General features: G+C 71.7%; 17 protein-coding genes. 7 read left to right on the top strand and 10 right to left on the bottom strand.

The annotated features are described in order from the left end of the window. Window positions 1–27: 27 nt before the first annotated feature. From WME82_RS05865 to WME82_RS05855, 3 genes are all read right to left on the bottom strand, one after another. On the bottom strand, window positions 28–1,611 hold the full coding sequence (locus WME82_RS05865) for a glycosyltransferase (RefSeq protein ID WP_438042013.1): 1,584 nt from the start codon (window positions 1,609–1,611) through the stop codon (window positions 28–30). Between the two features lie 265 nt (window positions 1,612–1,876). Beyond that, entirely contained in the window at window positions 1,877–2,872 is a 996-nt protein-coding gene (locus WME82_RS05860) for a glycosyltransferase family protein (RefSeq protein ID WP_438042012.1), read from the bottom strand. A 6-nt stretch (window positions 2,873–2,878) separates the two neighbouring features. Beyond that, complete coding sequence (locus WME82_RS05855; protein WP_438042011.1) at window positions 2,879–3,028, bottom strand: hypothetical protein; 150 nt, start codon at window positions 3,026–3,028, stop codon at window positions 2,879–2,881. A gap of 397 nt (window positions 3,029–3,425) precedes the next feature. Between WME82_RS05855 and WME82_RS05850 the strand changes: the two genes are divergently transcribed. After that, on the top strand, window positions 3,426–4,934 hold the full coding sequence (locus WME82_RS05850) for a serine/threonine-protein kinase (protein ID WP_437744516.1): 1,509 nt from the start codon (window positions 3,426–3,428) through the stop codon (window positions 4,932–4,934). A 17-nt stretch (window positions 4,935–4,951) separates the two neighbouring features. Here the strand turns inward: WME82_RS05850 and WME82_RS05845 are convergent, their stop codons facing one another. From WME82_RS05845 to WME82_RS05835, 3 genes are all read right to left on the bottom strand, one after another. Next, window positions 4,952–6,274, bottom strand: coding sequence for a glycosyltransferase family 4 protein (locus WME82_RS05845; protein ID WP_438042010.1), 1,323 nt, complete (start codon window positions 6,272–6,274; stop codon window positions 4,952–4,954). Between the two features lie 285 nt (window positions 6,275–6,559). Continuing rightward, window positions 6,560–8,584, bottom strand: coding sequence for an SBBP repeat-containing protein (locus WME82_RS05840; protein WP_438042009.1), 2,025 nt, complete (start codon window positions 8,582–8,584; stop codon window positions 6,560–6,562). Window position 8,585: 1 nt separating this feature from the next. Further along, window positions 8,586–9,521: a hypothetical protein gene (locus WME82_RS05835; RefSeq protein ID WP_438042008.1), complete on the bottom strand. Its 936-nt coding sequence runs from the start codon at window positions 9,519–9,521 to the stop codon at window positions 8,586–8,588. A gap of 278 nt (window positions 9,522–9,799) precedes the next feature. Between WME82_RS05835 and WME82_RS05830 the strand changes: the two genes are divergently transcribed. Beyond that, window positions 9,800–11,521, top strand: coding sequence for a DUF1592 domain-containing protein (locus tag WME82_RS05830; RefSeq protein WP_438042007.1), 1,722 nt, complete (start codon window positions 9,800–9,802; stop codon window positions 11,519–11,521). After that, a complete protein-coding gene (locus tag WME82_RS05825; RefSeq protein WP_437744511.1) occupies window positions 11,521–12,903 on the top strand; it encodes a DUF1552 domain-containing protein in 1,383 nt (460 codons plus the stop codon). Before WME82_RS05830 ends, WME82_RS05825 begins: the two co-directional genes overlap by 1 nt. A gap of 78 nt (window positions 12,904–12,981) precedes the next feature. On the opposite strand, the gene WME82_RS05820 is transcribed toward WME82_RS05825, so the two are convergent. Both WME82_RS05820 and WME82_RS05815 read right to left on the bottom strand, forming a co-directional pair. Continuing rightward, window positions 12,982–14,133 (bottom strand): PEGA domain-containing protein, encoded by a 1,152-nt coding sequence (locus tag WME82_RS05820; RefSeq protein WP_438042006.1) that lies wholly within the window; start codon window positions 14,131–14,133, stop codon window positions 12,982–12,984. Next, entirely contained in the window at window positions 14,130–15,584 is a 1,455-nt protein-coding gene (locus tag WME82_RS05815) for a serine/threonine-protein kinase (RefSeq protein WP_438042005.1), read from the bottom strand. The genes WME82_RS05820 and WME82_RS05815 overlap by 4 nt, the downstream gene beginning before the upstream one ends. Before the next feature lie 176 nt (window positions 15,585–15,760). Here WME82_RS05815 and WME82_RS05810 point away from each other — a divergent pair, with 176 nt between their 5' ends. Then, the gene (locus WME82_RS05810; protein WP_438042004.1) at window positions 15,761–16,369 is read left to right on the top strand and encodes a hypothetical protein; all 609 of its coding nucleotides are present in this window, start codon (window positions 15,761–15,763) and stop codon (window positions 16,367–16,369) included. 528 nt (window positions 16,370–16,897) lie between these two features. Here the strand turns inward: WME82_RS05810 and WME82_RS05805 are convergent. Next, window positions 16,898–17,431: a hypothetical protein gene (locus WME82_RS05805; RefSeq protein ID WP_437744507.1), complete on the bottom strand. Its 534-nt coding sequence runs from the start codon at window positions 17,429–17,431 to the stop codon at window positions 16,898–16,900. A 244-nt stretch (window positions 17,432–17,675) separates the two neighbouring features. Between WME82_RS05805 and WME82_RS05800 the strand changes: the two genes are divergently transcribed. Both WME82_RS05800 and WME82_RS05795 read left to right on the top strand, forming a co-directional pair. Continuing rightward, window positions 17,676–19,478, top strand: coding sequence for a hypothetical protein (locus WME82_RS05800; RefSeq protein WP_438042003.1), 1,803 nt, complete (start codon window positions 17,676–17,678; stop codon window positions 19,476–19,478). 11 nt (window positions 19,479–19,489) lie between these two features. After that, window positions 19,490–21,064, top strand: coding sequence for a hypothetical protein (locus WME82_RS05795; RefSeq protein ID WP_438042002.1), 1,575 nt, complete (start codon window positions 19,490–19,492; stop codon window positions 21,062–21,064). Window positions 21,065–21,173: 109 nt separating this feature from the next. On the opposite strand, the gene WME82_RS05790 is transcribed toward WME82_RS05795, so the two are convergent. Further along, window positions 21,174–21,998: a type IV pili methyl-accepting chemotaxis transducer N-terminal domain-containing protein gene (locus WME82_RS05790; RefSeq protein ID WP_438042001.1), complete on the bottom strand. Its 825-nt coding sequence runs from the start codon at window positions 21,996–21,998 to the stop codon at window positions 21,174–21,176. Between the two features lie 177 nt (window positions 21,999–22,175). Here WME82_RS05790 and WME82_RS05785 point away from each other — a divergent pair, with 177 nt between their 5' ends. Beyond that, a complete protein-coding gene (locus WME82_RS05785) occupies window positions 22,176–23,975 on the top strand; it encodes a protein kinase domain-containing protein (RefSeq protein ID WP_438042000.1) in 1,800 nt (599 codons plus the stop codon). Window positions 23,976–23,978: the final 3 nt, after the last annotated feature.

The following is a 23,978-nucleotide window of genomic DNA, read 5'->3' as shown; positions in this document are numbered from 1 at the left end:
GTCTTCGGGCCGGTCTTACCACGCGCGCTAGGCGCAGAACGACGGCTGGATTCCCTTGGGCCGCGGCGCCGCCGCGGGGCGCAGGTGGCCGAACGCGAAGAGGCCGCCGGTGAAGCCCATCCAGGTGCGGAAGTGCCGGAAAGTCTCCAGCCACTGGAGCGCCTTCGGCCCGTCGACGAGCGGGCGCAGGTTGGATTGCCTCGCGTGCTCGCGCGCGTGCGCGAACGCGTTCGCGAGCATGCGCTGCACGACGAGGGGCGAGGACCGCTCGCGCGCCCGCTGCGCGGCCGCGTTTCCGAGCCGCGCGGCGGCGAGCGGGTCGCGCGTGAGCGCGAGCACGGCCTTGCCGTACGCGGCGTTCGCGCTCTCCTCGGCGATCGGCCCGCGGCCCGGGTCGATCAGCAGGCCGTTGTGGCCGCTCTGGATCTGCGAGCTCACGCCCATGCCGTCGGCGAACGCGACCGTCGGGGAGCCGCACCAGAGCGCCTCGCTGAGCACGTTTCCGAACGTCTCGCTCAGCGAGGCGTGCAGGAAGAGGTTCGCGTGCCGGTAGTAGTCCGAGATCTGGCTGTACGGCACCTCGCCCGTGAAGATGACCCGGCGCGCGACGCCCAGCTCGCGCGCGAGCGCCGCGTACGCCACGCTGTCCGGCCCGTCGCCGACGAGCGTGAGCGTCGCCTGCGGCTCGTGCGGGGCGATGTGCTCGGCGAAGATGCGGATCAGCCGGTGCTGCGACTTCTCCCGGGTGTGGCGGCCCGCGCAGACGAGGCGGGGGCCGCGCGGGTCGAGCCCGCGCTCCTCGAGCAGCTGCACGTAGGGGTCGGGGCCGAGCGGGCGCTCGAACACGTCCTCGGGGACCATCCGCGGGATGACGTGGATGGGCACCGTCACGCCCCGTTCGCGCCAGTAATCGCGAAGGCCCTCGCTCAGCACGACGAGGCCGTCTCCCTGGTTGTACAGGTCCACGAAGAGCCGCTCCATCGGCGCGCGGAGCGTCTTGTGGAGCACCGTGTGGACCGCGCCGATCCGGGAGACCCGCTCCGGCAGGAGCACGTCGTACGCGGCCGCGAGGTGCGTCGTGTTCACGCAGAGCAGCGGGATGCCGCGCATCTTGCGCAGCCAGATGCCGAACTCGACGAGCAGGGTCGTGGTCTGCGCAAAGCAGATGTCAAAATCCCACCGCATCGGATCGAGCACCGAGGATCCCACGGGGATGGGCAGGTGCACCCCCGGGTAGGTGCGCAGCGGCAGGCTGGGCAAGGCGACGGTGCCGGGAGGGATCTCGTCGGCCGAGGCATCCGGATCCCGAGGTCCGATCAGTGTTGCCTGGTGACCACAGGTGTTGAGCGCGCGATACAGGGCCCGCGTCTGGAAGACCGCGCCATTCGCGTAAGGAATGCGCGTGAAATCGCTGAGGATGGCGACCTTGAGCGGCCGCCCGTTGGCGCCGGAGAGGGCAGCGAAGGGATTCTCTGGAATGGCCGCTTGCACCCTGACGGAGGAGAGCCCTCCCCGCGCGGGTCCCGTCGACGGCGTGGGACGCGCCGGCGCGATCGCCTCGTGCGGCGCGCGATCGCTCCGGTGGTCGCTGAGCGGCAGAATTGCATCCATCGTCATCTTCGTTGCTCCTGGAGAAGCGGCGCGAACCGTGGTCGATGGCCGACCGAGGCGCGCAGCGTGACGGGCGGTAGGGCGCTCGTGTCGCGCCCGCGACAGCCGTGTCACGCTGCGGCCGCGAGCGCTGCCTGCTGCTCGGCACAGCAGCCATTCCTCGTCGGCCAATCGGCCTGTCGGCAGTGGGCGTAATTAGCAAAGCTCATGCCGCTTGTGTCGACTTCGGCCACGGTGCGAGGTGCGAACGTCGCGATGCACCTCGTCACGAGGCGCCCGCGCACGCCTCCTCCAGCAGGGTGAGCACGGCGGAAGGCGCGCTCGGCAGCGCGCGCTCCAGGTCGATGCGAGCGAAGTCGGCGGCGCGGCAGCGATCGAAGAAGCGCGCCACGACGTCCGGCGAGAGCGCCGCGAGCGAGCTCGCGACGGCGACGCCGGCCCGCTCGGCGAGGAGCGCGTTGAGCGTCTGCTCGTTGTGGCGGTCGTCGTAGAGCGCGAGCACGGGCTTGCCGGCGAGCACGCACTCGGCGAGGACGTTGCTGCCGGCGGTGGTCACGACCGCCGACGCGCCCTCGAGGTGACCGAGGAACGCGCCCGGATCGAAGGGGCGCGCCTCGACGCCGGGCATGTCGAGGCCCGGGTCGCCGAACGCGATGACGCGCCGGCCGTCGCGCGCGACGAGATCGAGCACGCGGCGCGCGTCGCACTCGCTGAAGTAGCAGACGACGGCCCCGGGCTCGCCGGCGCGCGCGGGGGCGAGCCGGCGCTCGGGCCGCGCGACGAGGGTGCCCGGCGTCTCCGGCTCGATCGGCAGGAAGTGGACGGCGACCGCGCGGCGCGCCCGGCTGGAGGCCCAGGTCGTGCGCCGGCACGCGAGCACCCGCAGCCTCGGCAGCCCCTCGGGCAGGCGGCAGCGCGAGAAGACGAGATCGTGGCCGAGCGCGACGGCGGGGATCCCGAGCGCGCGCGCGGCGAGCAGCGACGGGACGTCGCCGTCGCTCACGATGGCGTCGGGCCGGAAGCCCGCCTGCTCGACGATCTCCTTCGCCAGGCGGCGCGGGAGCTCGATCACGCCCGCGAGCCCGCGGTGGATCGGCCGCACGAGGCGGTGCTCCGGGAGCGCGCCGAGCAGGTCCGCCGCCTGGCCGCCGCCGTAGATCCGGAGCTCGTGGCCGCGCTCGCGGAGGGCTCCCACGATCGGGAGCGCGCGGCTCGCGTGCCCGCGCCCGCGCCCGTGGACGTAGTAGCCGATCTTCGCCACGGGCCGTCAGCGCACCGGCGCGCCGCAGCAGCCGCGCGCGAGAGAGAGGGCCCGTCCCAGGATCGCGCGCGGGCCCCTGGCCGCCCGCGCGGGGGCCGCGCCGGCGAGCACGCCATTGCGGACCGCGATGATCATGAGCGCACGTCTCTGCTTCATCCCATTTCCCCGCGGAGCGCCGCCGAGATCGCCGCCATGGCGGCGGTCTCGGAGCGAGCGCGGAGCGCCTCTACAACGAACGCCCCGCCGGCGGAACCCCGGAGGCGCGCTCGCCGCGCCGCGCCCGGGCGGCGCCCGCGTGGTGCGTACGACGTGGGCAACGCGTACGACGTGTGTGATGCGCGCGATGCGCGCCCCACGTACGTTGCGTGCGACACGTGCGATGCGTCATTTCTCGCTCCTCCCGACGGGCGACGTGCGCTTTGACTCCGCGCCAGCGCAGGGCTCCAATGGCCTGCGATACGGCCCGCGCCGCACCATGACCGCCTCGAGCAGCTTCCATTCGACGGGATCCCAGGGACCTCGAGGCGTCAGCTCGGCGGACGAGCGCCGCGCGATGGCGCGGGGCCTCCCCACGGCGCTCGTGACCTGGCCCACGTTCGCGGCGCTCGACGTGTTCGTGGTGCTCGCCGTGTTTCCGAGCGCCTCGGTCACCCGGCTGCTGCTCTACCGGCTGCTCGGCGAGGTCATCCTGCTCTGGCTGTACCTCCTCGCCCGGCGCGAGCAGACCTCGGCCGAGCTCCTCGACGCGGCGCACGTCTTCGCGGTGTGGAGCACGGGGGGGCTCATCTCCGTGATGGCGCTGGAGTTCGGGGATCTGACCTGGAACTACATGCACGGGCTGTCGATCGTGATGCTCGTCGACGCGACGATCCTGCCCACGCACTTCTCGCGATCGCTCCGGATGACGATCCCTGTGGCGCTCAGCTTCCCCATCATCATGGGCGCGGGGGCGTCCCTCGACCCGGCGCTGGCTGCGCAGTGGACGTCGCCGCGGTCGCTCGTGATCTTCGCCTGCAACTACATCTTCGTGCTCGCCACCGCGATCCTGGTGTCGGCGGCGAGCCACGGCCTCTGGTCGGCGCGCCAGCAGGTCTACGAGGCCCGCAAGCTCGGCCGCTACCGGCTCGTGGCGCCGGTCGGTCGGGGCGGGCAGAACGAGGTGTGGCTCGCCTGGGACGAGTCGCTCCGCCGCGACGTGGCGCTGAAGCTGCTCCGCAGCGAGAGCAAGTCCGAGGGTGACGTGCGCAGCTTCGAGCGCGAGGCGCGCGCGACGAGCCGGCTCACGTCGCCGCACACGATCCGGATCTTCGATTTCGGGGCGAGCAGCGACGGCATCTTCTACATCGCGATGGAGCACCTGGCCGGCGCCGACCTGGCCACCCTGGTGCGCGATCACGGCCCGATGCCGCCCTCCCGGGTCGTCCATTTCGCGCGGCAGGCCTGCCTCTCGCTGGCGGAGGCGCACGACGCGGGCGTCATCCACCGCGACATCAAGCCCCACAACCTCTACATCACGCGCGTGGGGGACGAGCAGGACGTGCTCAAGGTGCTCGACTTCGGGATCGCGAAGCAGGTGAGCCTGGAGGGAGACGCGAGCATGACGGACGTCGGCGTGATCAAGGGAACGCCGACGTACATGTCCCCGGAGATGATCTCGGCCGGCGCCGTGGACGCCCGGAGCGACATCTACTCGCTCGGGGTCACGCTCTATTACCTGCTGACGGGCGTGGCCCCCTTCGACGGCCGGAGCTTCGGCAAGCTCGTCTACTCGCACCTGACGATGCCGCCGATCCCGCCGTCGCTGCGCGCGCCCTGGCCGCTGTCGTCGGAGCTGGAAGAGGTGGTGATGCGGTGCCTCGCCAAGCGGCCAGGCGACCGTTACCAGAGCGCGCGCGAGCTGCTCGCCGCGCTCGACGCATGCGAGCCGGCGCCGGCGTGGACGCCGGACGACGCAAGGAGCTTCTGGACGGCGCGCGCCGCGATGCCGCGCGCCGAGCCGCCGCCCCCGGATCCCGGCCCCACCGTTCGCCTGCGGCCAGAAAAGGCCGTGCCCGTGGCCTGAGGCGGGGCCAGGGCCCTTCAGGCCTGGCCGACCCCGAGCTGCGCGCCGTCGGGGAACCGCCGCGAGGGGGGCGGCGCCCGTCGCACGGACGCAGGGGGTTGCGCGTCCGCCTGGAGCGCGGGGCCGTTGTCGATCACGGGCACGCGCAGCGGCGCGGGCGCGGGCGCTGGCGAGCGCCGCTCGCTCCGCGCCAGGACGAGCGTGTCGTGGAGCGCGCGAGCGCTCTCGTCCCACCCCTTGCACCCGGCGAGCGCCGAGATCCGCTCGGGATCGTAGGGCGCGTGCGCCGCGCGCGCCATGGCGCCGGCCAGGGCGGGGAGATCGCCGGGCGAGACGAGCTCGCCGAGCTCGGGGCCAGTGATCACGTCGGGGATGCCCCCGACCCGCGTCGCGACCACCCGGCGGCCCGACGCGAGCGACTCGATCACGACGTTGGGCGTGCCCTCGTGATGGCTCGGCAGGACGAGCGCATCGCAGGCGGCGACCCAGCGCGCCACCTCGTGGTGCGGCAGGCGACCGGTCATCAGGACGCGCCCGTCGAGCCGCGCCGCCGCCGACCTGCAGGCCTGCTCGTCCGCGCCGCTCCCGACCAGCGCGAGGTCGATGTCGGGGTGCGCGGCGGCGATGCTCTCGAACGCGGCGATCGCGTCGAGCGCGCCCTTGTCGCGGAGCAGGTGGCCGACGTAGAGCAGCAGCCGGCGCTCCGCGGGGCGGCCCAGGGCGGCGCGGGCCTCGCCCCGGTCGCGCGGGTAGAACAGGCCGCGATCGACGCCGTTCATGACGACATCGATGCGGTCGCGACGGACGCCGAGCGCGTGGACCCCCTCGGCCAGCTGCTTGCTCACGGCGACGACGCGGGTCGCGCGCCGGAGACCCCACTCGAGCGAGGGCCTGACCGCCGGTTGCTGCGAGAGCACGTCGACGTCCGAGCCATGCACCTTGACGACCGCCGGGACGCCGAGCAGCTCCGCGAGGCACACCGCGGCGAATCCGTCCGGATAGGCGAACGAGCCCACGATGACGTCCGGCGCAGGACGGTGGCGCGCCAGCTCGAAGAGCATGGACGCCGCATAGAGCGGGCCATTGAGATACGGCGCCACCTTGGGCACATAGAGGAATCGCGGGTGGCGCACCGGCAACCCCTCGATCACGTCCTCGCGAGGCGCGTCGCTCGACATGGACCACCGGGAGAACCTGGAAGCCCCCGGAAACCAGGGGATCGTCGCGAAGACGTCGATGTCGCAATACCTCGAGAGCGCGGCGAACTGACGCCGGTTGAACGGCGCCTGTCCCGGGTTCGTCGCGTTCGGGAAGATCTTGGTGATAAGCAGGACGCGCATACCTCTGCTCCTTCGAACTCGCCCGCTCGGCTCGACGAAAATCCTCCGATCAGCGGAGCATCTCGCCGCGCGGTCGAGCGGTGTCGAGCAGAGAACATGCCACTGCGAGAAAGCTGGAAACGAGGCAAGGAATGGGAGCAACGTGCCCAGACGAGCGATGAGCGAACAGCCATGCTGCCCCAGCGAGGCAAATTGCCACGCGCCGTAGGTGACCTTGGCAGAAGAGGTGGGCAAACAGCGCGCAGCGCTAGCGAGCGAGCGCGACGATTGCAATGAGAACGGTATTTATAAAGAGAGCTTCGCGACGAACGCGTCGCCCTGGCCTGCGCTCGAGAGCACCCCTTGACCGAAGTTGATGGCGCCGTAAAAACGGCCGGCGATCAGCACGCTCGCGCCTGAGCCCGCCGCCACGTCGAGTCCGACCTGCGTCTGGACGTCGCCGAACAGCTTGCTGAACACGTGATCGTTCGAGGCGCCGAGCTTGACCAGGTAGACATCGGTCTTGCCTCGGCTCGTCAGCGGCCCTCCGCCGAAGTCCGCTGAGCCGAACAGCGGCCCCGCGAGCAGGAGATTGCCGGCGGAGTCCACCGCAACGCTCGCGCGCGCCCCGGTCTCGAAATCGGTGAGCAGCTGGTCCTCGTCGTCGCCGAAGCGCCGGCTCATGAGGTGCGCGCCGGCGCCGGAGAGCCTGGCGACGAACAGATCCCGCCCGCCGGCGCTCACCATCGGCTCGCCGCCGAGGTCGATGGTCGACGCGAACGTGCCCGTGAGCGCCACGTCGCCCGTCGCCTGGTGGACCGCGACGTCGTGGGCCTCGTCCGCCTCGGCGCCGCCGAACCGGGCGCTCCAGACGTGGTCGCCGGAAGGACGGAGCTTGGCGAGGAAGATGTCGGAGAGGCCGGCGCTCACGAGCTGCGCGCCGCCCAGGTCGATGGATCCCTCGAAATACCCCGCGACGAGCAGGTTGCCGTCGGCGTCGACCGCGATCCCGTGGGCGTAGTCGTCGCCTTCGCCGCCGGCGCGCAGGGCGAGGAGCGTCCGGCCGTCGTCCGAGGCGAGGCGCAGCACGAAGGCGTCGCGCATGCCCGCGCTCGTGAGCTCGCCGGCGCCGAAGTCGACGGCGCCGTGGTAGCCGCCCGCCACGAGGACGTTGCCCGCCGCGTCGACGGCGATGCGGTCGCAGCGATCCGCGCCGGATCCGCCGAAGATCCTGCTCCAGATGTGCTCGCCGCCGCCGCCCAGCTTGACGACGAAGACGTCGTCGCTCCCGTGCGACGCGAGCTCGCCGCCGCCGAGATCGACGCGGCCGAAGGCGCGGCCCGCCACGAGGACGCTGCCCGCCGCGTCGACAGCGAGCGCCATCGCGAACTGGTTGCCGTCGCCCGGGAACAGCTTGCTCCAGACGTGCGCGCCGAACCTGTCGAACTTCGCCACGAAGGCGTCCGTGCCGGTGGCCGTGAGCGGGCCGCCGCCGAGATCGACGGTCCCCTCCAGCTGGCCGGCCACGATCACGTTGCCGTCCGCGTCGAACGCGACGGATCGGGCGTACTGGCCGGTCGCGTCGCCGAAGCCGCGGCTCCACACGTCCTCGCAGGCGGGCGTCGCGCCGTCGCAGTCCTCGTCGTCGGGCGTGTCGCACGCGTCGAACGCGGGCAGGACCTCCCCCATGCACGGGCCCCACGACGTGCCCTCCGCGTTGCAGACGCGCGTGCCGGCCACGCAGCGCCCGACGCCGTCCGTCCCCCCCGGGCCCGTGTAACACGCCTCCTGCGCGCTGGGCGTGCACACGCAGCCGGGACAGCCGCAGTCGAGGCCGCTGCACGCGGCCGGCGTGAGCTCCGCGATCCAGGCGGCGACACACGCGATCTCCTCGGACGAATACGGGGCCCCCCCGAGCGGCATGCGCGCGCCGCACGAGGGCGCGTCGGTGAGCCGCACGTAGAGCGCGCTCTCCTCCGGCCGATCGGGGTCGGCGAGCACGCCGGCGCAGCTCGTGGCCGGGCGGCCGGCGACGCGATCGCCGACGCCGAGCGTGACGAGGTCGAGGCCGGCCGCGGGCTCGCCCGGCCCGTGGCAGCTCGCGCCGCCGCACCGCTCGGCGAACACCGCGGGCACGTCGGCGCACGCGGCCTGCGGACCGCCGCCGCCGTGCCGCCGGTCGAACCGCTCCTGATCGTCGATCGTCCCCGGACACCCCGCGAGCAGCGGCAAGGCCGGAGCGACGAGCGCCGCCGCCGTCGCCGCCGTCGCCGCCGTGAAGCGCCCGCCGCGACGGGCAGACCCGGCGCGCGCCGCGCGCGCTGAGCGCACCTCACTCCCCATGATAAGCCACCCCCAGGTGAACGCTGAAGAGCTGGTCGAGCGCCCCGCCAGCGATGTACGTGTCCTCTGGCTCGGAGTCGAAGTCGTAGAAGAACCGCGCGTACGACGCGCCGGCGCGCGCCTCGAGCCCCGGCGCGAACGGGGCGGCGACCGCGACGCGGAGATCGACGCCTCCAGCGCTCGGCGCGCGGAAATGAGACGCGAGGGCTCCCATCGAGAGGGGCGCCTGGACCCCTCCCCCGGCCTCCAGCGCGACCGGGCCGACCGGCAATCGCCCGTCCACCCCCACGCGCAAGGCGACGTAAGACACCGACGCGGCGTCGCGCGACGGGTCGCCCGTCGACTCGATATCGAAGTCGGTCCAGCGGAGTCCGCCGCCCGCGAACAGGACAGGCCCGTCCTGCCCGGCGAGGCGGTAACGGCCCCGGAGGCCGGCGTGGAGCCGGCTCCACGAGGTCGATACGCTCGCTCCGCCGGCGCCCTCCGAGTCGAGGCCGAGGGCGCGAGCGTACGAGAGCTCGACGCCGAGGTCGCGGAGCACCGGGACGGCGCTTCGCGCGAACGGGTACAGCTCGCCCCGGAGGGACGGCATGGGCACGCCCAGCACCTCGTAGGTGCGGAGGTTGTCGGAGAGCAGATCGCTATAGGACAGCGTACGACCCGCGATCTCGAGATCGACACCCGCGCTGAAGAGCGCGGTCCCCGCGGCGGGCGGGCGGGCGCCTTCATCGCGCTCGGCGCGATCGGCGCTGGACGCCGCGCTGGGATCGGCGAGCGCCGAGCCTGGCGAAAGGAGCGCCAGGAGCATCGACAGCGCCGAGAGCGCCGCGCCGAGCGGCGCGGCCGCAGAAGAGCGGCGCGCGCGGCGCCGCGGCGCCCGAGGAGAGAGACGAGAGACAGGACAGGCGAGCGTTCGCCTTTGCATTGGGCGCGAGCATAGTCGCTCCGTACACCGCAGGTCGAGCCGCCTTCGAAGGCCGGAGTCCGCGGCAACGCCGTAAGACACGCGCACACGGGATGATCGGATCGGCCCCGTGCTCCCACTTGATTCGGCCGCTCCGAGCGCGGCTGCTATCCGGGAGCGACGGTTTGCCATACGCTCCTTGAAGATGGCGAGATGGCGCGCCACGCACACGGCCGCGCCGCGCGCGCTGCACGGAGGGGAACGCGCCGTGCCCTGCTCGCGCTCGCCGACGAGGCACCATGGCTGAACCAAGAGCTCTCCGCTGGCCCATCGGCCTGCTCCTCCTCGCCTCCTGCTCAGGGCAGTTCGGCGATCTCCCCGCGAACGACGACGACGACGGCGAGGCGACGGCACCGCTCTGCGCCTCCATCGAGCCAGGCGAGTCGCCGCTCCGCCGCATGACACGGGTGGAGTACGACAATACGATACTCGATCTCCTCGGCGACGACAGCCGCCCTGCGAGGGGCTTCGTGCCCGAGGAGGAGTCGCTCGGCTTCAACAACCAGGCGGCGGCGCTCGTGGTGAGCCCGCTGCTCGCGGAGCAGTACATGACCGCCGCCGAGGGCATCGCGGCGCGCGCGGCGGGCAAGCTGCTCGGCGAGGCGCCCTCGTGCCGCGGGGCCGCGGCGGGCGCCTCGTGCCGCGGCGAGATCACGGCGCTCATCGCGTCGCTCGGCAAGCGGGCGTTCCGCCGGCCCCTCGCCGAGGACGAGATCGCCGAGCTCGCGGCGCTCTTCGACCGCGGGCTCGGCCTCGGGGACACGCCCGACGACGCGTCGACCGGCCTCTCGCTCGTCGTCCAGGCGATGCTCCAGTCGCCGCACTTCCTCTACCGCGTCGAGCTCGGCATGCCGGATCCGGTGGAGGGCGACGTCGTGCCGCTCACCTCGTACGAGATCGCCTCGCGGCTCTCGTACCTGCTCTGGGGCACGATGCCCGACGACGCGCTCTTCGCGGCCGCCGAGGAGGGGGCGCTCGGCACCGCCGCGGAGATCACGGCGCAGGCGCGGCGCATGCTGGACGATCCGCGGGCGCGCGAGGCCGCGAAGAACTTCCACCGCCAGTGGCTCGGGCTCTCGAAGATCGACGAGATCGCCGCGGGCGGGAGGGATCCGGAGCTCTACCCCGAGTACCGGGACGAGCTCCTGCCGCTCTTCCAGGCCGAGACCGAGGCGTTCCTGGATCACGCGATCTTCGAGGAGGACGCGAGCGTGAGCACGCTGTTCACGGCGTCCTATTCGATGATGAACCGGGAGCTCGCCGAGCTCTACGGCGTCGAGGGAGGCCCGAAGGGCGAGGCGTTCGAGCGGGTGGAGCTCGATCCGTCGCAGCGCGCCGGCTTCCTGACGCACGCCGGGCTGCTCTCGCTCTACGCGAAGCCGAACCGGTCCTCGCCGGTGCACCGCGGCCGGTTCGTGCGCCAGAGCCTGCTCTGCCAGATCCCGCCGCCGCCGCCGGACGTGGTCCCGGAGCCGCCGATGGTCGACCGGACGAAGACGACGCGCGAGCAGTTCTCGCAGCACGTGTCCGACCCGGGCTGCAGGAGCTGCCACACGCTGCTCGACCCGATCGGGTTCGGCTTCGAGCACTACGACGCGCTCGGCCGCTGGCGGGACGCCGAGAACGGCATCCCTGTCGACGCCAGCGGCGAGCTCACGCAGACCGACATCGACGGGCCGTTCGACGGGGCGGTCGAGCTCGCGCACCGGCTCGCGGAGAGCGAGCAGGTGCGCGCGTGCGTCGTGAAGCAGTGGTTCCGCTTCGGTTATGGCCGCGCCGAGCAGCGCGAGGACGCCTGCAGCCTCTCGCAGGCGACGGAGGCGTTCGAGGCGTCCCGGTACAACGTCAGGGCGCTGCTCGTGGCGCTCACCCAGACCGACGCGTTCCGCTACCGGCGCGAGATCAACGTGGGAGACGACGCAGGGGGCGCCGCGGAGAGCGCCCCGGGAGGAGAGCCGTGATGAAGCCGTACCGACTCAGCCGCCGCGCCGTGCTCAGGGGCCTCGGCGGCGCGGCGCTCGCGCTGCCGTTCCTCGAGGCCATGGGCTGCTCGAAGCGGCTCGCGCCGGCGTCGGAGCAGACGGGGCGGGCCGCGTTCGGGCTCGAGTTCCCGAAGCGCTTCATCGTGCTCTACACGCCGAACGGGACCGTCCCGCCGGACTTCTGGCCGTCGTCCTCGACGTTCCAGGACGGCGAGGAGCTGTCGCCCATCCTGGCGCCGCTCAAGGACCACAACAGGGATCTGCTGGTCCTCGGCAACGTGAGCGCGCTGTCGGCGCTGACGGGGCCGGGCGACGCGCACCAGAAGGGCACGGGGCAGTGCCTGACCGCGCGCGCGATGCAGGAGGGCGACTTCCCCGGCGACGCCGGGCTGTCGTGCGGCTGGGCCGACGGCATCTCGCTCGACCAGGAGATCGCGAACCACATCGGCACGAAGACCAAGTTCCTCTCGCTCGAGCTCGGCGTGCTCGTCTACGGGGCGACCGTGGGCGCGCGCCTCGCGTACCGCGGGCCGGCGCAGCCGCTGCCGCCGGAGAACAGCCCGTACGCCGCGTTCGACCGGCTCTTCTCCGACCTGTCGGTCGCGCCCGCCGACGCGACGCGGAAGACCGAGCAGCGCAGGGCGGTGCTCGGCAAGGTGGCCTCGGACTACGACCGGCTGCGCAAGCGCCTGGGCGCCGCGGATCGGCTGAAGCTCGACGGGCACCTCGCGTCGGTGGAGGACATCGCGTCGCGCCTCGATCGCGGCTCGGCGCCGACCTCGCCGGCGTGCGCCGCGCCGGCGCTGACGCCGGACCTCGACGTCGACAAGGTCGCCAGCATGCCGGAGCTCTGCCGGCTCCAGCTGGATCTCATCGCGATGTCCCTCGCCTGCGATCTGACGCGGGTCGCGAGCCTGCACTTCACGAACTCCGCGACGACCAAGGTGCTGAGCTTCCTCGGGCCGGACATCACCGAGGGCCACCACCCGATGGCGCACAACGGCTACGCCGATCAGGTGAACCGCGAGCGGCTCACCAGGATCAGCCGCTTCTACGCCGAGCAGCTCGCGTACCTGATCGCCAGGCTGAAGAGCATGCCGGAGGGCGACGGCACGGTCTTCGACAACACGGTGATCTTCTGGACCAACGAGCACGCGGACGGCAATCACCTGCGCAAGAACATCCCTTATGTCGTCGCCGGGAGCGCGGGAGGTCAATTCAAGACGGGCCGATACGTCGTCCAGCAGAAGGAGGTCGCGCACAACGACCTGCTCCTGTCGCTGCTCCACGCGATGGGCATCGAGGCCGACACGTTCGGCGACCCGGACTTCTGCACAGGACCGCTGGTAGGGATGATCTGACGGCGGCCTGCCGGCCGCGCTCGCCAGCGCGAGGCGCAGGTTCGTGGGCGAGCGCCGCCGTCGACCGCGGCGGCCCCCTCAAAACCGGCCACCGAATCCGGTCGGGCGGCCCTCGCTGGGGGCTCCCTGGCCCGCCCCTACCTGCTCGGGATGGGGGTCGTGCGCGAGGAGGAGGCCGGCCGACAAGGCCGCGGCGACGACCGCCCCGGCGCCGGCGATCCATACCCACGACGGCGTCCCGCCGCGCTTCTCGGCCGGCACCAGGCCGACGCGGACGCTGCTCAGCGCCTCGTCTTGAATCCGTATCTGAGCCTGGTAGGGCACCTTCCCCGGCGCCGTCACCCTCACCACGTGACGGCCGCTCGGCACGATGCCCTCCCACTGCCCTTCACCCAGGAACTCGCCGTCGAGCGCGAGGCGATCGCCCGGAGAGGCAAGGATCGAGAGCCTGCCGCCGTTCATCGGCCGCGCCAGCCGGACGTCGAGCGCCAGCTGCGCGCCAGGGGACACGCTCTCCACGCGGAGGTGCTCCTTGAACCCCGGCTTGAAGACACGGATTCGCCTGGTGCCGGCGTCGACGATCACCTTGCCCGGGAGCGGCGTCTTCCCGATCAGCTCGCCGTCGATCGTCACCTCCGCGTCCCGCTCGCTCGCGGCGATGTCCAGGTGACCGACGAGGGCGCTGGCGTTCCGCTCGACCTCGGCGATCGTCGCCCAGTCCTCCGGGAGCAGGACGCCGCGGTCCTCCTGCTTCAACCTCTCCACCAGCGCAAGGAGCTGGCTGTACCGGTGCATCTTGGAGGTGCAGGCGATCATGTTCCAGAGGAGGCGCGCGTCCTTCGAGCTCCCGTAGGCGCTCTGGAACTTGAGGAAGGCGCTGGCGAAGTCGCCGTTGCGAAAGAGCGCCTTGCCGGACTCGTAATCGGCCCTGGCCTCACCGCTCAGCCGCTCGCGGGCGGGCGCAGAAGCAGCCTCGCCCGGCGCGGAAGGGGCCGGCGCGGGAGCGGCCGGTGCAGGAGCCGCCGCCGGCGCGGGAGCGGCCGGCGCAGGAGCCGCCGCAGGGGCGGGCTGGGGTTGCTGCGCGGCCGCGCCGCCGGCCGTGGTCAACACCACGATGGCGACCGCTGGCGCGAGCCCCGTCGCCGGGCGGCGCGAACGCACCGGCGCCTCGCCTGTATCCGGCTGGAATGCGGGGTGCCGCCGGTCGGAGGCCGGAGGTTCCTGTCTCATTTGATCGGTAGTTCCAAGGGATTCGTCCCTCCGGGCGCCGACGGCGCCTTCAGCGTCGCCGACGCGCTCGTCGCCGGGGGCGCGCGCCGGCCCTCGAGCGCCGCCCCGGAGGGCGCCGCGTCGTTGGCCGGCGCGACGACCGGGGAGACCGACGGCGGCTGTGGCGGCGAGGCGTCACGGACCGCCGGCGGCGGCTCCGGCGCGATCAGCGGGTCCGCGCCGCGCGCCGCGGTGTCCTGCCGCGCGCGCCGCGGCGCCGTGTCGTCTCGCGAGGCCGCCGCGGCCTGCAGCGCCGCCGCCTCCGGCGCTCTGCCGGGCAACGCGACCGCGCCCCAGAGGGCGAGCGCGAGCACGGCGAGCGCGACCGCCCCGAGCGCCGCCCCGAGGATCCTGCGCGACCCGGGCCGCGCGGACGTCCGCGTGAGCCCCCGCGTCGTGGGCAGGAGGCTCGCCATCGCGCCGGACGGGGCGCTCGGAGGGCCGCTGGCCGTCACGAGCCGCGGCGGCGGCACAGAACCGGTCGGCGGCGGCGTCGCCTGCGCCCCCGCCCCGAGGATCCTCGCGGCGCGCTCCGCGCGCTCCTGCCCGCCCGCCGTCGCGAAGGGCACCAGCGCGCGCGCCAGGTCGGCCACGGTCTGCGGCCGCCGGGCCGGATCCTTCTGGAGGCAATGGAGGATCGCGGCCTCGAGCCCCGGTGGGATGTCGCTCCTGAGCGCGGTGGGCGGGATCGGCTCGGCGCTCGCGACCTGCAGCACGAGCTCGGCGAGCGCCGGGGCCTCGAACGGCGGCTGCCCTACCAGGAGGCGGTAGAGCAGCGCGCCGAGCGCCCACACGTCCGAGCGGGCGTCGACCGAGCGCGACGACCGCATCTGCTCCGGGGACATGTAGATGGGCGAGCCGAGCATCTCCCGCGTCTGCGTCAACGATGCGCCGACGCCCTCGGTGCTGCCCGGAACCTCCTTCGAGATCCCGAAGTCGAGGACCTTGATGAGCGTCGCCCCGCCGGGCGTCGTCGTGAGGAAGAGGTTCGCCGGCTTGAGATCGCGGTGCACGATGCCCGCGGCGTGCGCCTCGGCCATCGCCAGGCAGGCCTGCAGGACGTAGTCGGCCGCGTCCACGACGCTGAGCGTGCCGCGGGCGCGGAGCACATCGGAGAGATCTTCGCCCTCCAGGTACTCCATCACGATGTAAGGGATGCCCGAGCCGAGCTCGCCGACGTCGAACACCCGCACGACGTGCTCGCCCTTGAGGCGGACCACCGCGCGCGCCTCGCGGAGAAACCGCTGCACGAGCGCCGGGCTCTCCGTGCTGAGAAGGAGCTTGATCGCGACACGCTGCGGAAGGAACAGGTGGCTCGCCGCGACCACGATGCCCATGCCGCCTCGGCCCACGACGCGATCGACCCGGTACTTGCCGGCGATGACGTCTCCTTCGACGACAGGTGGCTTCATGAGAGCTCCGTGCTTCACGCCCGGCCACGGGGCGCGCCGCCATCCGAGCCTGCTGTGGTCGACGGTAGCACAGGTGCCCCCGGGCCGGTCCATCGACGGAGGCGTGCCCTCGTCTGCGATCGCGGGCCGGAGGGCGATACGATGCGACGATGAAGCGCTCACCTCGATGCATCTCAATGGCGGTAGGCTCGCTCGCGCTGCTCGTTCAAAGCGCGTGCGGCGGCGCGGTGATCATGGACGGCGGAGGAGGCGGGGCCGGCGGCGCGGGCAGCACGACCGGCCAGGGCAGCACGAGCGGCCAGGGCAGCCCGGATGGCCCGGATGGCCCGGATGGCCCGGTCTCGACGACGAGCTCGGTCGCGCCGTCGCCGACGACCTCGGGCGGCGGTGGGCGCCGGGTGAGCGCGATCGTCTTCGGCGACTCGTCGAGCGTGACGCTCCGTGTCGCCACCCTGGCCCTGTCCTGCAGCGATCCCGACGCGAACCCCACGTACGAGCCCTGCAGCGACTGGTGGGACCTGGAGCTGCGCATGCCCGAGTCGATGCTCGCCGTGGGCGAGGTGAACACGGCGAGCGGAGATCTCACGATCTTCGGGACGTCCTCTCGCGCGGACTGCAGCAGCACGGGGGCCGTCACCGGCGGCGGCGACGCGGGATTCGGCAGGCTCACCATCACGGCGGTCGACGCAAGATCGGTCAGCTTCGAGCTCTCCGACGTGGGTCCCGTGTTCGTCGACGACGACCCGAACGGCCGCTACGTCGCGCCCCGGTGCGCCGCGCGGTAGCACCGCGCCGCCGGAGAAAGAATTCACGGCGATTGGACGGGCTGCGCGGGCTGCCGGTGCCGCCGGAGGGGCGTGCGAGCAAGCTTGAGCGCTTCGTCTCGAAAGGTCACCTCCGCGGCCCGCGCTCGTGAAACGTCAGAACGGACGTCGCGACAGAGAATCCGGCGTAATTTTGCAGGAGCGCCCAGGTCCTGACCTGGACCTCGCCTCCCAAGCAGGATCCTGGAGAGATCGCGACCTGGGCGCTGGTCAAAAAACGACGGCTTGGACAGGTCGCGACCTCCGCGCCGCCTCCAAAACGACCCTCCCGCCAGGTCCCGACCTCCGCGCCGCCTCCGAAACGACCCTCCCGCCAGGTCGCCACCTCCACGCCGCCTCCAAAACGACCCTCCCGCCAGGTCGCCACCTTCACGCCGCCTCCAAAACGACCCTCCCGCCAGGTCGCCACCTTCACGCCACCTCCAAAACGACCCTTCCGCCAGGTCGCCACCTTCACGCCGCCTCCAAAACGACCCTTGGCAGGGTTCTTCACTCCAGCGCGACGCTCACGCTCTTCGTGCCCTCGTACCCGTCGCCGCGCACGGTCACCGTGAGCCCCAGCTTCTGACCTTCGAGCGTCTTGCGGTCCCACGCGAACGGGTGGTAGAACGCGCCGTCCGAGACCAGGAAAGAACCGGTCTTGATGAACTGGACGTTGAACTGCGCGGCGGCGAGCCCGCGGGGATCGTCGGCGAGCGGACCCTCGAACTCGTTCGCGAGGCGCACCACATGGCACGTCTCCTCTGCGTCGCCGGGCAGGGCCTCCACCTGGACCCAGGGCGTGATCATCATCGAGCCCTGGTTGCCAAGGATCAGTTGCACGCTGGCGCCGTCGGCGTAGGGCACGAACGTCCCGGACGACGCGTCGCCGATGTCGACGGCGCGGGTCTCGGTGAAGTCCTCGCCGAACAGCGCGGGACAATCGCTGGCTTCCGCGGGGATCGACGGCTCACGGTCGACAGGGCCACACCCGGAGAGGGACGCGAGAAAAGAGAAGGCGGACGGTAAAAGGCAGGATCGCATTGCGCGCGCAGAGCTCCGAAAAACGCCGGGACGAGCCGGACAGGAGAGACGCCGGCTCGCAGAGGCGCGAGGGCGACGGCGAGGGCGAGCTGTAGCACGCCGGGTCCGGAGCAACCTCGGCGAGCAAAGCGCGTCCGAGTGGCACGCGCGCTGCTATCGGCTCGCGGCGATGCTGAACTCATCACGGCGAAACGCCGGCGGCCCCGCAGGTGCTCTGACGTTGGTGTCGCGGTCACGACAATCTGTGTCGCCTCGATTCGCGGTCCTCCGCCACCCCCTCTTCCTTGGCGCCCTGGCGCTCCTGGTGGTCAACGACCACCTCCTGAAAGGCGCCGGGCTCTTGCCAGGCGCCCTCACCGGCAAGCTCAGCGACCTCGCCGGCCTCGTGGTCGCCCCCGTCCTCGCAGCGGCGCTCGTGGACGCGCGCACGTCGCGCGGGCGGGCGCTGGCGTTCGCGGCGGTGGTCGCGCCGTTCGCGGCGATCAAGCTCTCGGCCGCTGCCGCGCAGCTCCTCGTGGGGCTCGTGGGGCTCGCGGGGATCACGTGGCGTATCTGGCAAGATCCGACGGATCTGGCCGCGCTGGTGGTCCTCGTCCCGGCATGGCGCCTCTCGGCGCGCGCGGCTTCCATCCGGGAGCTCTCGGCCCGGAGCGCCGAGGAAGGCCCGCGCACAGCCTGGGTGCTCGAGCGCGCGATCCTGGGGGCGTCCGCCGTCGCCTGCGTCGCGACCGGCACCCCCGCACCCGAGGGCTATTCCACGGACGCCTATCTCATCAATGCCACGTCCGGGATCGTGGACGTTCGCGTGCGCTGGGTGGACGCGTCGCTCGATTGCTCTGCTGTCACCTCCGGCGATCCGACACGCATGTTCGGGCCGAGCGCGTTCAACCTCGGGATCACGTATCGGCTGGACCCGCAGGACACGCTCCCGCTCAACCGGGCCGTGGCCCACCTCGCCGCAGGCAACTTCGAGGAGACGGTGCCGGCCTCGGAAGAGCCTTGCGAGGTGGTGCTGCTCGAGACGGATGGAATGCGGCCTGTGATGGCATGGTGGTCCGGCCTGCAATTCGTCCTGATTCCGCAGAACGTGAACGACAACAGGGATTTCTGGGAGGACACGGAGATGTTGGCGGGGCGCGTCGCGCTGAAGCCGCTCACGGTGGTGGCGCCCGGACAGGTGAAGACGGGCGCGCTGCAGACGAACGTCGTGCCCTCGGTGTGCGCTGGCGCGCCTCAATCGTCCTTCCAGTGGGCGGGCCCCTGGTCGAAGCAGGTGGTCGGCGAGATCGCGAACATCGATGCACTGTCGGATGGCTGCATCGAATTGACCATGAACTACCCGCGGCTCGGCCCCGGCAATGGCTCGGGCGGCGCTGGCGGCGTGGGCACAGGCGGCGCCGGTGCCGGCGGAGCCGACGTTGGAGGCGCTGGCGGCGCGGCTGCCGGAGGAGCCGGGGGCAGTGGCGCTGGCGGCGCGGGTGCTGGCGGGGCCGGCGGCAGCGGCGCTGGCGGCGCGGGTGCTGGCGGCGCCGACGTTGGAGGCGCTGGCGGCGCGGGTGCCGGCGGCACCGGCGGCGAAGGTGGAATGGGCACCGGCGGCGAGGACGGCGGCGAGCCGGACCCGAGCTTCACCCGTCAGACTCACTACCTGTGCATTCCGATCGAAGACTTCCCGTTCTCGGCGGGCGAAACGGTGCAATGGTTCGACGAGGGCGACCACCTCGAGGTCTCGGCCATCGACTCGGCGAAGCGGCTCGAGGTCTATCCCAACGTCGTCGAACTCCAGCTCGGAGGCCTCGCTGCCTCGATCGAGGCGACCGGGTGCGAGGGCGACCGGCTGGGCTGCGGCGCCTACGTCACCGACGCGGTGATGGCGGTGCAGAGCGGCGGCGAGAAGACCCTGCTGGGCCCTGGAGACGCCCTCGAAGGGCCGGATTTCCGCGTGCGTGTCGGCCGCGCCGAGCGCGTGCTCGCCGGGCGTGACGAGTGCGACGCGGGGTACCAGACGCCCAGCGCGTCCGCGGACCTGTTGATTGTTCACGAATGAGGAGAGGTCATATGTCGTCGAAGATGAAGCTGGTCTCACTCGGCCTCTGCGCCGCCGCCGTCGGTTGCGGCACCGACAGCAGCGACGGCGCGGGCAGCGACGTCCCCACAGGCTCGGTCAACGTGGCCCAGGGCGGGGCGCAGGACATTTCCCAGTTCCGCGCGATCGTGAAGGCGGGGAAGGTGCCCGCGCTCGACACGCTGGATCCGATCGGGTTCTTCGCCGAGCACGCGATCGACCTGCCCGACGCCGACTGCGGCAAGGACGTCTGCATTCACCCGTTCCTCGCGGTGGCGCCGCGCTTCAACGAGGGGAACTGGACAATGGCCTTCGTCGCGATGAACACCGCGGTCGACCCTTCGATTCTGGACAGGCCGCCGGTTCACCTGGCGATCGCCGTCGAGAACAGCCGCTTCGCCGGCATCGATGAGAGCGCGCTGGACGCGGGAATGGGAGGGCTGCTCGAAAGCCTCCGTCCCGAGGACCGCGTCAGCGTCATCCGCTATGGCGAGAGGGTCGAGCGCCGCGCCTTCCTCGAAGCGCCGGAGTCGGCGGAGCTCACGCGCCTCATCGCCGACGAGCGCCTCGGCGACGGCGCCGGCGAGCTCGTCGGCCTCTACGAGGGGATCGCCGCCGCCGAGAACGCGTTCGAGGAGGGCGACGCGGCCGGCTTCGAGGGCGCGCACCGCGTGCTCCTGCTCACGAGCGGGCACGCGACCAGCGGTATCACCGATCCCGACCGCATCCTCGGTCTGGGCGAGGCGCTTGTGGAGAAGGGCACGGCGTTCGGCGTGATCGGCGTGGGCGAGAGCTTCCTGGTGAAGATCCCATCGGCGCTGGGCTCGATGGGCGCGGGCACGTACGCCTACGCGCTGAGCTCGGGCGACCTCGGCGGCCTGCTCTCGGAGGAGGGGAAGACCACGCTCTTCCCGCTGGCAACGGACTTCAACCTGGAGGTGACCCCGTCCGCCGGCTACAAGGTGGGGCGCATCTACGGGACGAAGCGGGCGACCGCCAGCGCCGCGGGGGCGACCCTGGAGATGCCGGCGCTGTTCATCGGCCAGCGCGACGGCGCGACCGACGTGGGCGGCAGCCGCCGCGGCGGCGGTGGGGGTCTGTTCGTGGAGCTCCTCGCCGACGCGTCCCTCGCCGACGACATCGGGCCGGACAAGGCGGCCTTCCAGGTGACGGCAGGCTGGACCTCGGCGAAGGACGGAGCCGCGCAGGACGTCGACACCACGCTGCTCAACGCGCTGCCTCCCGGGCAGAACCCCGACTCGAGGTGGTGGAACATCTCCGACGGCGGCTCGGGCAAGCCGTACATGATGCTGAACATGTACCTGGCGCTGCGCGGCGCGCTCGACTTCTACCAGGCGGGCGACTGCCGGCGCTCGCTCGGGGTCATCGAGATGATGAAGCCGTCGGTCGGGGGGTGGCTCGGGAAGTACTCGGACACGGACATCCAGGACGACAACAACCTGATGTTGATGTTGCGACAGAACATCGAGGATGCCTGTCGTGAATCGCAGTCGTCCACGGAGCCCACGCCCCCCTTCGACTTCGACGGCGGCTGCGGCTGGCTGTGACCGCCGCCTTCCCCCTCTGAACGCCGCTCGGCGGAGGTGGGGGCGGGGGGCGCGCTCCCTTCATCCCGCGAGGGGGGATCGACAGGCGGTCACGGAGAGCCGATGTGCATCATGGCTGTCCGATACCCGCGATCGCCCGGAGCGCCTGGACCGTGTTGTCGAGGTGCCCCCTGGCCTGGACGAGGTGGCTGATCGTCCTTCGGATCTCGCGCACCGCCGGGCGGAAGATATAGAGCCCTTCGAGAAAGAGGACCCCCAGGGTCACACACAGCAGGATCAGCTCGACGAGCCGGAGCCGCTCGATCCGCGCCGTCGCCTCGTGGGCAACCTGAGAGACGACCCGGTCCATCCCGCTCAGGAAGCCCGGCTCCGCGGCGAGGATCGCGGCGACGATCGGCTGGATGGCGGCCGCCTCCACCGGCTTTTCGCCGCCGGCGCCGACCGCGGCGAGGAGATTTTTCCCGTCCCGGAGCATGCTCTGGTGCAGCGGCTCGATCGCCTGGAACATGCGGGTCACCTCCGGCGTGTTCTTCCCCGGCAATCCCATCGCCGGATCGCCGTGCTGGAGCGCGCGATGCGACCGCTCCCAGAGCGCCATCGCCTGCGCCAGCTCGTCGGCGCGGCCCTTGCGCTCGGCGGGGTCGGTGGTCACCTGGAACGTGAGCGCGGCCTTGCTGAGCCGCTGGCTGAGCATTCGCTGGCGCCCGGCCACGTTGACGACGTGGGCGTCGCTCGTCTGCTGGTTCAACGCGTGCTGCACGAGGAGCTGCGCCACGACCGACAAGAGCGCCACGGCGCCGAGCGCGCTGACGTACAGGCGCGTCAACCGGCGGGTCGGTGCCAGGAGCTCAGAGGAAACCTGCGCCATTGTTCTCTCTCCATGGGCGAGGAGGGAGACATTACCCGCGCATCGGAACGAACATGTATCGCTCATGTTTCCACAGATTGCTTTGCGCGCGCTGCCCCGCGCTCCGCCATTTCAGGCGGACGCATTCAAAAAAAGCTGACTTCTCATGACCGCTCCATGGTAAGACTCGCCCGAGAGCGCTCATCGCGAGGCCCCTTTGCGCTGGCCTTGCAGTAGCGTCCACTGGAACCAGGAGAATGTCTCATGCAAGAGCGTACCGCGTTGGCCGCGGGCGGCGCGCCGCCGAGCACGGCCGGAAACGCACCTGAGCTCTTGCCGAAACAGTTCGGCAAATACACGCTCCTGTCGAAGCTGTCGGCGGGGGGCATGGCGGAGATCTTCCTCGCGCTGCATCGCTCGTCCTTCGGCTTCGAGAAGCTCGTGGTGATCAAGCGCATCCTGCCCTCGATGAACCAGGATCCGTCGCTCATCGACATGCTGCTCCACGAGGCGCGCATCGCGGCGACGCTCTCGCATCCCAACATCGTCCAGACGTTCGACGCCGGGCAGGTGGACAGGACGTATTTCATCGCGATGGAGCACATCCACGGCGAGGACGTCGGCTCGATCGTGCGCGAGGCGGCGGAGCGCGACCCGGGAGGGATCCCGCTCGAGCACGCGCTCAGCATCATCCTCGGCGTCTGCGCGGGGCTCGCGTACATCCACGACAAGCGCGGCCTCGACGGTGCGCCGCTCGGCATCGTCCACAGGGACATCTCGCCGCGCAACGTGGTCGTGAGCTACACGGGGGACGTGAAGATCGTCGACTTCGGCATCGCGCGGAGCGAGCTCGGCGACGTCGAAGAGCAGAGAGAGAACGTGCTGATGGGCAAGTTCGCCTACATGGCCCCGGAGCACGTGGCGGGGGATCGCATCGACCATCGCGCGGACATCTTCGCCGCCGGCGTGGTCCTGTTCGAGATGACGACGGGCAGACGTCTGTTCAAGGGCGGTACCCAGATGCGGACGCTCCTCCAGATCCACGGCTCGGAGTACCCCCTCCCGAGCGCGATCAAGCCCGGCTACCCGAAGGGGCTGGAGAAGATCGTCCTGCGCGCGCTCGAGAAGCGGCGCGAGGATCGCTACCAGTCTGCCCGGGAGATGCACGCCGCGCTCGAGGAGCTCATCCGCGACGAGCGCATCCCCGCCTCGCCGATGGGCCTCACGGCATGGATGGAGTCGCTCTTCCGGGACAAGCTCGCTCGCCACAAGGAGGCGCTCCTCGGCGTCAGGCAGCTCATCGACGTGATCGCGGCGCAGCAGCAGCGCTGGTCGCTGGAGATGAGCGGCGGCGCGACCGCCTCCCAGAGCGGCGTCCCGACGAGCACGAGCCCGACGACCTTGAGCAGCCCGCCGCCGCTCGCGGGCAAGGGAGGTGTCGCGGCGTTCATCCCGGCCGCCAGCGCGCTCGCGCTCGTGCCTGGGTTCCTCTACATGCAGGGGCAGCTCTCGGAGCGGCACGCCGAGTTCATGACGATGGTCCACGACGCCCAGGCGAGCCGCCAGGAGCCGCCCGCGCAGGTCGAGGCGAAGGGCTCGCTGGAGATCACGAGCAAGCCGGAGGGCTGCACGTTATGGGTGAACGGCGAGCGTCACCCCGTCGCCACGCCGGCCAAGCTCCACGGGCTTCCGCTCGGGCGTGAGCTCCACATCAAGCTCACGAGAGACGGATACAAGCCGTACCGCACGGCCGTGAAGCTGAGCGACGAGGCGCGCTTCAAGGAGATCGTGGCCGAGCTGGACAGGCTCACGGCGACGGTGGTGCTCTGGGTCGATCCGCCGGCCAACGTCGTCGTCGACGGGAAGCTATGGAAGGGCAATCGCACGAGGATCGAGGGGCTCACGGTGGGCGAGGGACACCGCTTCGTGCTGTCCGCCCCTGGGCATGCCTCCAGGACGCTGATGGTCAACGTGGAGCCGGGAGAGATGAAGACGCTGAGCGTCCGGCTTCCGAAGCTCGGCGCGCAAGCGCCGGTGGAGGAGCGCGCCGAGGGCGCGCAGTGACGC

The organism is Sorangium sp. So ce128 (assembly GCF_051525245.1).
Lineage (GTDB): Bacteria > Myxococcota_A > Polyangia > Polyangiales > Polyangiaceae > Sorangium > Sorangium cellulosum_B.
The sequence above is the reverse complement of the archived record's forward strand: the minus strand, read 5'-3'. Positions and strand labels throughout refer to the sequence as shown.